General features: G+C 72.6%; 13 protein-coding genes. 4 read left to right on the forward strand and 9 right to left on the reverse strand.

The window, feature by feature from the left end:
- Positions 1 to 36 precede the first annotated feature (36 nt).
- Positions 37 to 912 carry a DUF3152 domain-containing protein gene (locus IE260_RS20020; RefSeq protein WP_189873748.1) on the reverse strand — a complete coding sequence of 292 codons (876 nt, stop codon included), beginning with the start codon at positions 910 to 912 and terminating at the stop codon, positions 37 to 39.
- A gap of 114 nt (positions 913 to 1,026) precedes the next feature.
- Between IE260_RS20020 and IE260_RS20025 the strand changes: the two genes are divergently transcribed.
- The 3 genes from IE260_RS20025 to IE260_RS20035 are packed head-to-tail and all read left to right on the forward strand — an operon-like array spanning position 1,027 to position 3,859.
- Positions 1,027 to 1,716, forward strand: a complete 690-nt coding sequence (locus tag IE260_RS20025) for a response regulator (RefSeq protein ID WP_189873750.1) — start codon at positions 1,027 to 1,029, stop codon at positions 1,714 to 1,716.
- On the forward strand, positions 1,713 to 3,224 hold the full coding sequence (locus tag IE260_RS20030; RefSeq protein WP_229880933.1) for a sensor histidine kinase: 1,512 nt from the start codon (positions 1,713 to 1,715) through the stop codon (positions 3,222 to 3,224). The genes IE260_RS20025 and IE260_RS20030 overlap by 4 nt, the downstream gene beginning before the upstream one ends.
- Entirely contained in the window at positions 3,221 to 3,859 is a 639-nt protein-coding gene (locus tag IE260_RS20035) for a hypothetical protein (RefSeq protein ID WP_189873752.1), read from the forward strand. Before IE260_RS20030 ends, IE260_RS20035 begins: the two co-directional genes overlap by 4 nt.
- Positions 3,860 to 3,877: 18 nt before the next feature.
- Here the strand turns inward: IE260_RS20035 and IE260_RS20040 are convergent, their stop codons facing one another.
- From IE260_RS20040 to hsaA, 4 genes are all read right to left on the reverse strand, one after another.
- The gene (locus tag IE260_RS20040) at positions 3,878 to 4,633 is read right to left on the reverse strand and encodes an SDR family NAD(P)-dependent oxidoreductase (protein WP_189873754.1); all 756 of its coding nucleotides are present in this window, start codon (positions 4,631 to 4,633) and stop codon (positions 3,878 to 3,880) included.
- A 50-nt stretch (positions 4,634 to 4,683) separates the two neighbouring features.
- A complete protein-coding gene (locus IE260_RS20045; protein WP_189873756.1) occupies positions 4,684 to 5,451 on the reverse strand; it encodes a glucose 1-dehydrogenase in 768 nt (255 codons plus the stop codon).
- A gap of 182 nt (positions 5,452 to 5,633) precedes the next feature.
- A complete protein-coding gene (locus tag IE260_RS20050) occupies positions 5,634 to 7,319 on the reverse strand; it encodes an FAD-dependent oxidoreductase (RefSeq protein ID WP_189873758.1) in 1,686 nt (561 codons plus the stop codon).
- A gap of 181 nt (positions 7,320 to 7,500) precedes the next feature.
- On the reverse strand, positions 7,501 to 8,670 hold the full coding sequence (hsaA, locus tag IE260_RS20055; protein WP_189873760.1) for a 3-hydroxy-9,10-secoandrosta-1,3,5(10)-triene-9,17-dione monooxygenase oxygenase subunit: 1,170 nt from the start codon (positions 8,668 to 8,670) through the stop codon (positions 7,501 to 7,503).
- Positions 8,671 to 8,865: 195 nt separating this feature from the next.
- Here hsaA and IE260_RS20060 point away from each other — a divergent pair, with 195 nt between their 5' ends.
- Positions 8,866 to 9,789 (forward strand): IclR family transcriptional regulator, encoded by a 924-nt coding sequence (locus IE260_RS20060; protein WP_189873762.1) that lies wholly within the window; start codon positions 8,866 to 8,868, stop codon positions 9,787 to 9,789.
- Between the two features lie 79 nt (positions 9,790 to 9,868).
- Here the strand turns inward: IE260_RS20060 and IE260_RS20065 are convergent, their stop codons facing one another.
- From IE260_RS20065 to IE260_RS20080, 4 genes are all read right to left on the reverse strand, one after another.
- Complete coding sequence (locus IE260_RS20065; protein ID WP_373303373.1) at positions 9,869 to 10,456, reverse strand: TetR/AcrR family transcriptional regulator; 588 nt, start codon at positions 10,454 to 10,456, stop codon at positions 9,869 to 9,871.
- Positions 10,457 to 10,595: 139 nt separating this feature from the next.
- Positions 10,596 to 11,228 (reverse strand): PadR family transcriptional regulator, encoded by a 633-nt coding sequence (locus tag IE260_RS20070; protein ID WP_189873766.1) that lies wholly within the window; start codon positions 11,226 to 11,228, stop codon positions 10,596 to 10,598.
- A 130-nt stretch (positions 11,229 to 11,358) separates the two neighbouring features.
- Positions 11,359 to 12,354, reverse strand: coding sequence for a phosphotransferase (locus tag IE260_RS20075; RefSeq protein ID WP_189873768.1), 996 nt, complete (start codon positions 12,352 to 12,354; stop codon positions 11,359 to 11,361).
- A gap of 114 nt (positions 12,355 to 12,468) precedes the next feature.
- Positions 12,469 to 12,879 (reverse strand): hypothetical protein, encoded by a 411-nt coding sequence (locus IE260_RS20080; RefSeq protein ID WP_229880936.1) that lies wholly within the window; start codon positions 12,877 to 12,879, stop codon positions 12,469 to 12,471.
- Positions 12,880 to 13,016 lie beyond the last annotated feature (137 nt).

Raw genomic sequence — 13,016 nt, forward strand, 5'->3', positions numbered from 1 at the left:
TGTGCGGCTCGCCCGGCCGGGCGGGCCGCACACGGCTCAGGGCACCGGGGGACCGGTGACGGGCCGGCCGCCGCCGTCGTAGGGCCAGACGTTGACCTTGCAGCCGTGCAGTCCCTTGATCTGCTGCATCATCACGGGCGCGAGCTGCCCCGGGCCGGGGCAGCCCTCGTGGCCGTGGCCGAGGAAGTGACCGACCTCGTGATTGATGATCAGTGCGCGGTACGACGGCACGTCGTCCGCGTAGTACTGCGTGGCCAGCAGCCACCGCTTGAGGTTCACCATGACGTCCTGGCCCACGTTGCAGTTGACCTCGCCGCCGGTGTCCAGGCCGTACTGACCGCATATCCGGTCCACCGTGGCCGCTGTGGCGAGCCGCACCCGGAAGTCGGAGGTGCCGCCGGAGACCCGCCGGAACCCCACTTTCCCGTCGGCCGTCCAGCCCCGGGGGTCGGCGAGGACGTCCTCGACCTCGGCCGCGACGTCGTCCGGGGAGATACCGATGCCGTCCTCGACCTCGACCCGGTAGGTCAGCGTCCGCTCGCTCCCCCCGACACTCTCGCTCCGGCCTCCGGCGGTGGCGAACGTTCCCGGTCCCGACGGCGGGACGGACGGTGAGGAATCCCCGGGCCGCTCCTTCTCGGTGTTCCGGCTCGGCGCCGGGCGCGCGGACGACGCGGAAGCGCCGGGTGACGCCTCCACGGTCACCGTCGACGCCTGTCCGGTGGTACGAGCCGGGCGGTGGGAGTCGGCCGTCCACCCCTTGAGTGCCGTGCCGCCGGCGACGAGGAGCACGACAGCCGCGAGGCTCGCCCGGAGGGCCGTCTTCCGGCCCCGTCCGCGGCGGGCACGGCCACCGCGGCGGCGACGGTGGGCCGCGGCGGACGGCGAGGACGTCGATCGGTGCACGTTCATGATCGTTCAGACTGCCGCCGGCGTGTGATCGGCCGTGGACCGCTTGTGGACCGCTCTGTAACAGCCGCCACCCGGCCGGCGGAGCACGAACCGGTTCCGCGCATACTGAGGTCCATGCCACGTGTCCTGATCATCGAAGACGACCGCGCCGTCCGGGAGGGCCTGCGGCTCGCCCTGCGCCGCCAGGGACACGAGGTCGAGGCCGCCGCGACGGGCGAGGACGGCCTGGCGCGGCTGCGGTCGTTCCGGCCCGACGCCGTGATCCTCGACCTGATGCTGCCGGGCATGCCGGGGCTGGAGGTGTGCCGCCGGATACGTGTGCACGACCAGGTGCCGATCATCATGGCCACCGCCCGCGGGGACGACACGGACGTCGTCGTCGGCCTGGAGGCCGGAGCGGACGACTACGTCGTCAAACCCGTCCGCGCCCGTGTCCTCGACGCACGCATCCGGGCGGTGCTCCGGCGCACGAGCGGCCCGCCGGCCGAGTACGGCACACCGCGGACCGAGCACCACGGAGACCTGGCCATCGACCGCGCCGGGCTGACCGTCACCCACCAGGGAGTCCCCGTCGCGCTCGGGCCCTCCGAACTCCGGCTGCTGCTCGTCCTGTCGGCCTCGCCCGGGCAGGTGTTCAGCCGCCGGCAACTCCTGGAAGCCGTGTGGGAGCACAGCTACCACGGGGACGCACGTCTCGTGGACGCCTGCGTCAAGCGTCTCCGGTCCAAGATCGGTGAGGTGCCGGGCGACCCCCGGTACATCCACACCGTGCGCGGTTTCGGCTACCGGTTCGGGGCCCGGTGAGAGCTCCGCGACTGCTGCGCGCGCTGAGCAGCCTGCGCGTCCGGCTGGTGGTGGCCTTCGCCCTGGTCGCCGCCGTGGCGACGGTGACCACCGGCGCGTTCACGTTCCGCGAGGCGCGTACCGGGGTCCTGCAGCAGAGCCAGGACACGGTGATCGAGGACTTCCGGGAGCGGGTCGACACGCTGGTGCCCAACTACCGGTTCCCGCCCGCCCGGTCGGACCTGGAGTCGTTCGCCTCCGACGTGGCGCGCGGCGGACGGTCGGACAACTGGCGGGTGCTGGCCGTCTACCGGGAGCTGAACGCGACCTCCGTCACCGGCGACGCCTTCCGGGAGCTGTCCCCGGCGATGCGCGAGTCGGTGCACGCGCGCCGCGCCACGGTGTTCCAGCGGGTCACCGTGGACGGCCGGCCCTCGCTCGTCGTCGGCATGCCCGTCACCTTCGCCGGGCAGTACCGCACCGAGCGGAGGGCGTCGGGGCTGGAGGTCTATCTCACCGTTCCGCAGACCGAGGAGCAGGGGTACGTCGACGCCCTGGTCACCGCCATCGAGCGGGCCACGGTGCCCGCGCTCGCCCTGGCCGTCCTCCTCGCCCTCCTGGCCGCGCGAGGGGTGCTGCGTCCGGTCAGGGCGCTGCGCCGGGCGACGCGCAGCATCGCCGAGGGCCGCCTGGACACGCGGCTGACGGTGCACGGGTCCGACGAGCTCGCCGACCTGTCCCACACCTTCAACGAGACCGCCGCCGCGCTGGAGGAGTCGGTGACGGAGCTGCGGCGGATGGAGGCCGGTGCCCGCCGGTTCGCCGCGGACGTCTCCCACGAGCTGCGCACCCCTTTGGCGGCGATGTCGGCGGTGACCGACGTGCTGGACGAGGACGCGGCCGGCCTGGACGACGACACCGCGATGGCCGTACGCCTGATCAGCGAGGAGACCACGAAGCTGGCGGACCTGGTGAACGACCTCATGGAGATCTCCCGGTTCGACGCGGGCGCGGCCGCCCTCCACCTGGACGACATCGACCTCGCCGAGTGCGTACGGCGCACTCTCGCCACCCGCGGCTGGCTGCAGACGGTGCACACCGGCCTTCCGGAGCCCGGCGTGCTGCGCGGACGTGTCGACCCGCGGCGCCTCGACGTCGTCGTCGCGAACCTCGTCGCCAACGCCCTCCGTCACGGCGCTCTCCCCGTGCACCTGCGCCTCCACGGACAGCAGGAGGCGGGCGGGCGACGGCAAGCGGTCATCGAGGTCGCGGACAGCGGGGAAGGCATCCCGGAGGACGTCATGCCCCATGTCTTCGACCGTTTCTACAAGTCGGACGCCGCCCGGACACGCAGCGAGGGCAGCGGGCTGGGGCTGGCCATCACCGCCGAGAACGTACGCCTGCACGGCGGGACCGTACGGGCCGCCAACCGACCTCAGGGCGGTGCCGTCTTCACGGTCGTCCTGCCGGTCGGGCCGGAGGACACGGAACGGCGGGCGGCCCGCCCGCGGAAGGGAGACCGGTCATGACGCCCTCGCCGGCGACGGGTGCCGCACCGGCCGTCAGACCCGTCCGCAGACGCGTCCGACGTGTGCTCCCCCTCCTGCTCGCGACCGCATTCCCGCTCTCGGCCTGCGGCATCCCCGAGACCGGCGTGGTCGAAGCGGGGGAACCCGCCACCGGTGTCCAGGATCCGGCCGGTGCCACCGCCGCGGCCCGGAACCCGAGCCCCGCCGTGCCCGTCGACGCGGTCCCGCTCTACTTCGTCATGGACGGGTCCCTGGTGTCGGTGACCCGGCCGGTGCAGGGCTCCGCCGAGCCCGTGAGCGCCGTGCTGATGGTCTTCAAGGGCCCGACCGTGCAGGAACGCGAGGACGGGCTCGCGACCGAGCTGCCGCGGGTCAGGACGACGCCGACGATACGGATCGACGGCGGCACGGTCTCCATCGAGCTGCCGCCGGACCTGGGAGCGCTGAACGACACGGCCATCGACCAGCTGGCCTGCACGGCCGCCGCGGCACGTCTGCACCAGGACCCCGACCTGGCCGTCGCTCAGGTGACCGTGGAGCAGCCGGACGGCCGGCTGGCGGGAAGGTCCAGCGACAACTGCCCGGATCTGCGGGCCGCTCGCGCCACCGTCACGGTCCCGCCGGCGCCCCGCTGACCGGGGAGGGCATCGTGGTCACATGTGGGTGCCGCCGTCGATGCGCAGCTCGGTGCCGGTGACGAAGGCGCCGTCGTCCGAGGCGAGCATGGCGACGACGCCGGCCACCGCCGAGGGGTCCGCGAAGCCCTCGCCGAGGGCCGGGGCCAGCTTGGTGAACAGGCTCATGTCGGCGTCCGCCGGCAGCCCGGGGTCCGCGGTCATGCCGCTGGCGATGCTGCCGGGCGCGACGCACACGGCGCGCAGTCCCCGCCGTGCGTACTCGATCGCGACGGCATGGGTGAAGGACTGGATGCCGCCCTTCGTCGCGGCGTAGGCGGCCATGTAGGGATGGGCGAACGAGGCCGACGTGGAGCTGAAGTTGACCACCACGCCGGCGCCGTCGGCCAGCAGTGCGGGCAGTGCCTCACGGGTCACCAGGAACGAACCCGTGAGGTTGACGGCGATCACCCTGTTCCACAGGTCCAGTGTCATCCGCTCGGTGTGCTCGGACCGCAGGATGCCGGCCGCGTTGACCAGGACGTCCAGGCCCCCGAGGTCCGACACGGCCGCGGTGACGCCGTCCCGTACTGCGGACTCGTCCGAGACGTCCATCACCCTGGTGCGCAGGCGGTCGGCCCGCCGGCCGAGGGCGGCGGTCTCCTCGAGGCCGGCGTCCGAGACGTCGGCGGCGACGACGGCCGCGCCTTCGTCGAGGAGCCTCAGCACCGTCGCCCGGCCGATGCCCGATCCGGCACCGGTGACCAGTACCCGTCGTCCTGCGAAGCGGTCCATGGGTGTTCTCCCTGTCGTCGGTCGGGACACCGGACGGAGCGTCGGGCGTGTCAATGGCGGTCCCGTTGCGCGAACACCGGTCCGGCGGTCCAGCCGCCGTCGACGGCCAGCTCGGCGCCGGTGACGTAGGAGGCGGCGTCCGACAGGAGGAAGGTGACCGCGTCGGCGACCTCGACCGCTTCGCCGACCCTCGCCATGGGTGCGGCGGGGAAGTTGCCGTCGCCCTGCCGGATTCCGACACCGACCGTCATCGGGGTGTAGATCATGCCGGGATGCACGGAGTTGACCCGGATCCGGTCGGTGCCGAGTTCCACCGCCGCCACCTTGGTGAGTCCCCGTACGCCCCACTTGGCCGCTCCGTACCCGGCGGTCAGGCCCAGTCCCGTCAGGCCGGCGGCGGAGGATATGTTGACGATGGAGCCGCCGCCGTGCTCCTTCATCACCGGTATCACGGTGCGCATGCCGAGGAAGACGCCGGTCAGGTTGATGTCGACGACGCGGCGGAAGGCGTCGGCCGACTGCTCCTCCAGCAGGTGCGAGCCGCCCGAGACGCCCGCGTTGTTGACCAGCCCGTCGACTCCGCCGAACTCGTCGACGGCGAAGGCGACGACGCGCCTCCAGCCGTCCTCGGAGGTGACGTCGTGCCGGAGGAAGCGCACGTCGTGGCCGAGCTCCTCGGCCACGGCCCGGCCCTCCTCCTCGCGTACGTCGGTGAGGACCACGCGCGCGCCGGCCTCGACGGCTGCCCGGACGGCGGCCGTCCCGAGCCCTCGCGCGCCGCCCGTGACGATCACCGTCCTGCCGTGAAGACTCGACACCCTGTGCTCTCCTCGTCGTGAACTCGTTGCGGCTGCCGGGCTCGTGGGACCGTACGGCGGCCTGCCACGGGCGGCAACGACGTCCTCCCGCTGAGTGGGATCCACGTGGTCCTCCGGCAGTGGCGTGAGCGGCTCGTCCCGCACTTCCGCGCCCTCGACGAGCGGGACGGTCGATGACCGGGTCAACGGTCGGACAGGGCGTCGGCGATGTGGTTGACGGCGATCCAGCTGAAGGTCATGGCCGGGCCGATGGTCGCGCCGGGTCCGGGGTAGGTGTCCCCCATCACCGCGGCGGAGACGTTGCCGGACGCGTACAGCCCCTCGATGGCGGAACCGTCCTCCCGCAGCACCCGCGCCCCGGCGTCGGTGACCGGGCCTCCCTTGGTGCCGATGTCCCCGGGCTGGATCGGGACGGCGTAGAAGGGAGCCTTCCGCAGCGGGGCCAGGTTGGGGTTGGGGAGGGTGGGGTCGCCGTAGTAGCGGTCGTAGACGCTCTCGCCGCGCCGGAAGTCCTCGTCGTGGCCCCGGTCCGCGAAGTCGTTGAAGCGCTCCATGGTCGCGCGCAGCCGCTCGGCGGGGATGCCCGTCCCGGCGGCGAGAGCGTCGAGCGTGGGGGCCTTCTTGACGAAGCCGCTGTCGATCCACTTCTTCGGGAACGGCTGTCCCGGGAAGAGGCCCATGAAGAGGTAGCGCGCCTTGGAGGCCGCGTCGAGGATCAGCCAGGACGGCACGGTGGGGGCCGTGGCGGTGTGGTTCGCGTACATCGCGTCGACGAACTCGTGGTACGGGGCCGCTTCGTCGGCGTAGCGTTCGCCCGCCTGGTTCACGATGACCATGCCCGGGATGCCGCGGTCCGCGACGAGGAAGAAGGGCTTCCCGCCCGGCGGCACCGCCGACGGTGCTCCCCAGACCTTGTCCATCAGGTCGACCGCCGCGCCGGCCTCGATCGCCATCTGGAGCGCGTCGCCGGTCTGCCCCTCGGCCGCGGACGTCCACGCGGTGGAGGTCGGCGCCGGGAGGTACTTCTCCCGCAGCGCCTGGCTGTGCGAGAAGCCGCCGGACGCCAGGACGACGCCGCCGGTGGCCCGTACGGTCGCCTCCTCGCCGTTCCGGCGGACCCGCACGCCGGTGACGGCGCCGTCCGGCCCGGTCACGAGTCCGGTGAGAGGGGTCGACAGCCACAGTTCACCGCCGAGTTCGTGGAGCGAGTACCGCATCCTGGCCACCAGCGCCTCCCCGAGGGAGAGCAGCTTCTTCCCGGTCGCCAGGGCCTTGAGGGCGCGCAGGCCGACCTTCACGGACGTCCTGCGGCCCGCCCAGGTGCGCGCGACCATGTTGAGGTACCGGAAGTCGTGGGAGGTGATGGTCAGTCCGTACGTGGGCAGGCCCGCGCGCCGCATGGTGGCGCGCTGCTCCGGTGTGAGCCGGTTGAGGTCGAAGATCCGCGGTTCGACGGAACGTCCCTGCGGGCAGCCGCCGAGCCGCTCGGGGTAGTAGTCGGAGTAGCCGGGCGTGTGGACGAAGCGCACGGCCGTCTTCTCGTGGAACTCGCGCACCATGGACGGCCCGTGTTCGAGGTAGGCGTCCCTGCGCTCGGCCGGGACGCGGTCCCCGACGGTCGCGTCGAGATAGGCGCGGGCCTTCTCCGGGGTGTCGCCGACGCCGGCCGCGTCGAGGTGCAGGTTGTTCGGAACCCATATCGCGCCGCCCGACAGTGCGGTCGAGCCGCCGTAGCGGTCGGTCTTCTCGACCACGAGCGCGCTGAGTCCGCGCAGCCGGGCGGTGAGGGCGGCGGCCATTCCGGCCGCGCCGGACCCGATCACCACCACGTCGTAGGTGTGGTCCCAGGTGTCCCTTGTGTGTTTCATCGCTTCTGCCTCGTCGTGTCGGGGTCGTCCCGGCTCGCGCCCCACGGGGCACGGACCGGGACGTGGCCGGGGTGGCCGCGGCGGTGGCGGTGCCCGGGTCGGGCACCCGGACGTCGAGGGAGGCGCGCGGTCGCTCCCCGGGAGGCCGACTCGTGACCGGCGTCCGTCACCTCGGCTCCTGTCAGAGCATCGTGTCCTGGATGTCGAGGCCGAGGGCGCCCTGGCCGTAGAGGAGCAGGGCGCGCTCGGGGTCGTTGGCGGCGTGTCCGCGGCCGGTGTGCGCATCGCGCCAGGCCCGCTGCACCGGGTCGGGACCGGTGCGCATGGTGTTGCCGCCGGCGTTCTCCACGAGCAGGTCGACCGCCGCGACACAGCGCTCGGTGGCGAGCACCTGGTCGCGGCGGGCCCGGGCGCGCAGGTGCGTCGGCGGGTCCTCGCCACGCCGGGCGCAGGCGTACAGCTCCTCGATGTTCCGGCGCAACTGGAGCCAGGAGGCGTCGACGTTGCTCGCCGCCCGGGCGATGCGCACCTGCGCGAACGGGTCCTCGGCGACCTTCTGTCCGTAGGAGACCCGGAACCGCTTCCTGGTGGCGTCGAGGTAGGACTCGCAGGCGCCCTCGGCGATGCCGACGATCGGGGTGGAGATGGTGGTGGTGAACACCGTCGCGTACGGCAGCCGGTACAGCGGTTCCCGGTTCAGCTCCTGCCCAGGCGCCCTGAGCGCCGTCACGGGGCCGAAGCTCAGCGCCCGGTGTTCGGGCACGAGGACGTCGTCGAGCACGATGTCGTTGCTGCCGGTGCCGCGGAGCCCGACGGTGTCCCACACGGGGTCGACCGTGTACTGCGCCCGCGGCACGAGGAAGGTGCGCATGTCCAGCGGTGCGCCGTCCTCGCCGAGGACGAGGCCGCCGAGCAGCGCCCAGTCGGCGTGGTCGCAGCCCGAGGAGAAGTGCCAGCGCCCGGAGATCCGGAACCCTCCGTCGGCGGGCGTGACCGTCCCGGTCGGTGCGTAGGAGGACGCGATCCTCGTCGTGGGGTCGGCGCCCCACACCTCCTCCTGCGCCTTCGGGTCGAAGAGGGCGACGTGCCAGGGGTGGACGCCGAGGACGGAGGCGACCCAACCGGTGGAGCCGCAGGCCCTGGCGATCTCCTTGACCGCCTCGTAGAAGATCACGGGGTCCACCGCGTGGCCGCCGTGCGCACGGGGCTGCAGGAGGCGGAAGAACCCGGTGTCCTCGATCTCCTTGATCGAGGCGTCGGGGACCCGGCGCAGTTCCTCGGCTTCGGCGGCGCGCTCACGCAGCGTCGGGGCGAGTTCCCGTACGGCGGCGAGGACCTCTCGGTGGCTCATGGCGGCCTCTCTCGGGTCGAGGTGCGGAGGTGGGAAAGTGCCATGAACCTACGGCTTGTTATTTCGGAACGAAATACAGGGTTCCCACTGAGCGGGAACCGTGGCAACCTCTCGACAACGCCAGGAGACATGGCCGAAACCCGTGGTTTCCCCTGGGTCTCCCCATGCCCGCCCCTCTCCTCGGAGGAGTCGCCGATGGCAGTGCAGCCCGTCCACCCCGCCGGCCGCGAGGTCCAGCCGCCCCCGTCACTGCTGGAGAAGGCGGCCCTGGTCCTCAGCGCCTTCCAGGGGTCGACGCCACGACTGACGCTCACGGAGGTGGTGAACCGCTCGGGGCTCCCCCGCTCCTCCGCGCACCGCATCCTCGACCAGCTCGTGCAGCTGCGCTGGCTGGATCGGGACGGTCGCCACTACTGCCTCGGCATGCGGATGCTGGAGCTCGGCGCGATGGCCTCGCACCACAACCGGCTGCGCAGGGCGGCCCTGCCCCATCTGCACGCACTGCACGAGAAGTTGGGTCACGTGGTGCACCTCGCCGTCATCGACGGGCCCGAGGTGGTGTACCTGGAGCGGATCTCCGGCGCCGCCGACTCGTCCGTGCCGTCCCGCATCGGCGGGAGGCAGCCGGCGTACTGCACCGGCACGGGCAAGGCGATCCTCGCCTTCAGCGAGCCCTCTCTGGTGACGGAGGTGGTGCGGTCCGGGCTGCGGCCGCGTACCCCGTACACCATCACGCGTCCCGCCTACTTCGCCCAGGAGCTGGCCCGGATCCGCGAGCGCGGTGTGGCGTTCGACCGGGAGGAGGCGTTCCGGGGTGTGGCGTGTGTGGCGGCACCGCTGCGCGGTGCGGGGCGCGCGATCGCGTCGATCTCGGTCTGCGGGAACGGCACGCACCGCGAACTGGAGCGGATGGCTCCCGCGGTGGCCGGCACCGCGCGGGCCGTGTGGGCCTCGCTGTACGGGCCGGGGCGCGCGGCCCTCGGTCGCGGGCCGTCGCGCACAGCGGCACGGCAGGCGGTGGCCGCCGGGGCGCAGGACGACCCGCACACCGCGGAGGTCATGAACCGGGCGGAGGTGGACACCATGATGTCCTGGATGCGCTTCGCGGAGTGGATGTAGGGCCGGTACGGCGCGCGTGAGGCTCCCCGGCAGCGGTGGGTGACGGGGGCGCCTCGGTGCGCAGCAGGTCAGGCCGCGGTCAGTTCCGCAGCGCGATGCCGTCCAGGACCATGGAGAGGTACTGGCGGGCGATCTCCTCCGGGCTGTGCTGTCCGCCCGGCCGGTACCAGGAGGCGGCGACCCAGACGGTGTCGCGCACGAAGCGGTAGGTGAGCCGGATGTCGAGGTCGGCGCGGAAGACCCCGGCGGCGACTCCGCGCTCCAGCGTGCTGAGCCATGCCTTCTCGAACTTCCGCTGCGAGTCGGAGAGATAGGCGAAGCGGTCGTGCGCGGAGAGGTGCCTGGACTCCTTCTGGTAGATCGACACCGCGGCGCCGTGCCGGTCGATCTGCCGGAAGGACTCGGTCACGAGCGCCTCGATGGTCTCCCTGGGCCCGAGCCCGGCGGCGAGGACCATGTCGTACCCCGCCCAGAGCTCGTCCAGGAAGGCGGAGAGGATCTCGTCCAGCATCGACTCCTTGGAGTCGAAGTGGTAGTAGAGGCTGCCCGCCAGCATGCCGGCGGCGTCCGCGATCTTCCGGACGGTGGTGGCGTTGTAGCCCTGAGCGGCGAACACCTCGCCGGCGATGGCGAGGATCTCCTCTCGGCGCTCGGGCGACGGCTTCATCGTGGGCTTCTTGCTGCTGTTCGGCACGGACTCATTCTCGCCCGGCAGCCGGGAGCACCGGCGCGCGGCCGCTCGACGGAGCGCCGGCCCGGAGCGGGTGCGATCCGGTCGGCACCGTGCCGGTGTACTCCCCCGGGGCCTACGGTCGGGCCGTGCCGTCGCCGCCGGAGGCGAGCTGCTCGATGTCGGCGAGCATGGCGTCGGCCAGGTCCCGCTCCGATGCGTAGTAGCGTTCGGCCCACTTGAGGGTCAGCGCGGGATACGCCCACTCCTCCTTGTCCCGTGACCCCTCGGCGTCCGCCGCCGCGCGCCGCCGCATCCGCTCGGCGTACTCCCGGTGCCGGCCCAGCACGTCGCGCATCTGCTCCGGTTCCAGCAGGTGCCCGAGCCACAACCGCAGCATGACGCCGTGTTTGAGCACCGGCGGCTCCACGGGCGCCTCGCGCGCCCAGGTGCGTACGGCCGCCAGGCCCTCGTCCGTCATCCGGTAGACCCGTTTGTCCCGGCTGCCCGTCTCCTGGGCCACCATCCGGGACGAGACGTAGCCGACTCGCTCCAGGCGCTTGAGTTCGCCGTAGATCTGGCTGAACGACGGGCTCCAGTAGAAGAAGCGCAGCGACCAGTCCGACCACTTCTTCAGGTCGTAGCCGGACAGCTCCTCCCCGAAGGAGAGCAGGCCCAGTACCGCCCAGCTGGTCGCCGGCAGTGACGGCCGCATCTCGTCGTCGTCCACGCCGGTGCGGTCCGTCTCGCTCTTCCTCTGGTCAGCCATACGGGCAGTCTACGGAGCCGGGGAAGTGGCCTCGGCCGGGGCGGGGGCAGCACGGTGCGGGTTCTCCCACCGGACGGGACGCCGCGACGGCCAGGGCCGCGGACGGCGGTGGTTGCGGTGCGGGCATCCGCTAGAGCGGTGGATCGGTGAGGAGTTCCAGCAGCCCGCCGGCGATCTCCGCGGTGCCCGCGGCGTCGGCGGAGGGAAACAGCCGGCCCCAGGAGCAGGCGCGTCCCAGCGCACCGAGCCGCCATGCGAGGCTCACGGCACGTCGTAGCTCCGCCGCCGTTCGGCCCGCGCCCGTCCATGGCTCCAGATAGGCGTCCCGCAGTCGTGGCAGTACGGCCGGTCCGTACCGTGCGCAGGCCCTTCCGGCGGGGACCACCAGGCTGCAGAAGGGGTGGGAGACGGCGGCGTCGCCCCAGTCGAAGAACGTGAACCGCCCCGGACGCGGGTGGAACAACTGGCCGTCGTGCAGGTCGGCGTGGTCGAGGGAGTCGGCGATGCCGAGGGCCGCGAGCTCCGCGCACCAGTCCACGAGGGCGGGCCGGAGATCTGCGAGTCTCCCGCGCTGGTCCGCGCGCAGGGCGGCGTTCTCCGCGACCACCCGGTCGAAGACGTCGGGCAGGGCGGTGGTCCGGGCGCTGGGGACGCCCAGCCGTTCGATCTCGGATGCGTACGGAATCAGGGCGCCCTGCATGCTCGCGTACTGGCGGAGCAGTTCCTCCCAGGCCTCGGGGCCGGCTGCCTCGCGGTCGAGCACGCTCCTGAAGAGCTCTCCGCCGTCGGGCAGCAGCGACCAGCCCCGGCGGGCGTCGACCGCCAGCGGCTCCAGCACGTGTTCGGGCACCCAGCGGGCCAGCGCCTCGGTCAGCGCGCCTTCGAACGCACTGGCCGGCGGGTTCGCCTTGAACCAGACGGCGTCACGTCCCTCGACCGCCACCCGCATCAGGACGGACCACGGCCGCAGCCGCACCAGTCTCTGCCCGGTCATCCGCAGGCCACGCGCGGCGAGCTCGCCCTCGACCCAGCCGAGGGCCGCGGTCCGCCATGCCTCCTGCTCCCACGGAGTCACCGAGTCCTGGTACCGGCCCCGGTCCACGGTCACTGACGCCTCGTGTCGCATCGCGCCATCTCAGCACCGCGGCCGCCGCGCGGCCACCGCTTTTCCATCCGGCTCCGCCGCACGCCGGCCCGGCCGGGCGCGAGCTGCCGGAGACACCCCGTGCACGGCCGGCGCTCAGGCCGCCCGGGCCCATCGCCGCTCCGCTCGCGCGGACGCGCTCGCTTCGCGGGCCGCCCGCACCCGGTACGTCGTCCTGGTCGGATCGGTGATCGCTTCACCGAGCGTGATCCGCCCGGCGGCGTGCAGGGCGTCGCACGCGGCGGTGGGCAGTGCGACATAGCAACCGCCGCGGCCGGTACGGGAGTCCAGCGGCCGCCAGTAACTGTATCTGCGCCGTCCGCCCGCGAACTCGGTGACGAACACGGGGGTACGCGCGTCGGCGACGATACGCAGAACCTCGGCTTCGGCCTGGCCGAGCGGCGCGCAGGAGCGCGTGGCGGGCGCACCGTGGAGCGGTCCTCCACGGCCGTGGCGGCCCTGAGTACGGGGGTGGGAAACCGGCGGCAGATCGGCGGTGAACGGCATCAGCAGTGGCCTTTCCAGAACAGGGGCTCGAGACCGCCTACCCTGTCGGGCCGGTAATGATCTCGCTGAACGGCATTCTTCAGCAAGGGACTGACAACCGGCTCCCCTTTCCGTCCCGTTGGCATGTCGCACACCCA

Origin of the sequence: Streptomyces viridiviolaceus (assembly GCF_014650995.1) — a bacterium.
GTDB classification, from domain to species: domain Bacteria; phylum Actinomycetota; class Actinomycetes; order Streptomycetales; family Streptomycetaceae; genus Streptomyces; species Streptomyces viridiviolaceus.

Excerpts from the sequence above, each read along its gene's own strand:
- IE260_RS20070 (WP_189873766.1), bottom strand. The coding sequence starts at position 11,228 with ATGGCTGACCAGAGGAAGAGCGAGACGGACCGCACCGGCGTGGACGAC.
- IE260_RS20080 (WP_229880936.1), bottom strand. The coding sequence starts at position 12,879 with ATGCCGTTCACCGCCGATCTGCCGCCGGTTTCCCACCCCCGTACTCAG.
- IE260_RS20075 (WP_189873768.1), bottom strand. The coding sequence starts at position 12,354 with ATGCGACACGAGGCGTCAGTGACCGTGGACCGGGGCCGGTACCAGGAC.
- hsaA (WP_189873760.1), bottom strand. The coding sequence starts at position 8,670 with ATGAGCCACCGAGAGGTCCTCGCCGCCGTACGGGAACTCGCCCCGACG.
- IE260_RS20050 (WP_189873758.1), bottom strand. The coding sequence starts at position 7,319 with ATGAAACACACAAGGGACACCTGGGACCACACCTACGACGTGGTGGTG.
- IE260_RS20065 (WP_373303373.1), bottom strand. The coding sequence starts at position 10,456 with ATGAAGCCGTCGCCCGAGCGCCGAGAGGAGATCCTCGCCATCGCCGGC.
- IE260_RS20020 (WP_189873748.1), bottom strand. The coding sequence starts at position 912 with ATGAACGTGCACCGATCGACGTCCTCGCCGTCCGCCGCGGCCCACCGT.
- IE260_RS20025 (WP_189873750.1), top strand. The coding sequence starts at position 1,027 with ATGCCACGTGTCCTGATCATCGAAGACGACCGCGCCGTCCGGGAGGGC.
- IE260_RS20060 (WP_189873762.1), top strand. The coding sequence starts at position 8,866 with ATGGCAGTGCAGCCCGTCCACCCCGCCGGCCGCGAGGTCCAGCCGCCC.
- IE260_RS20035 (WP_189873752.1), top strand. The coding sequence starts at position 3,221 with ATGACGCCCTCGCCGGCGACGGGTGCCGCACCGGCCGTCAGACCCGTC.
- IE260_RS20040 (WP_189873754.1), bottom strand. The coding sequence starts at position 4,633 with ATGGACCGCTTCGCAGGACGACGGGTACTGGTCACCGGTGCCGGATCG.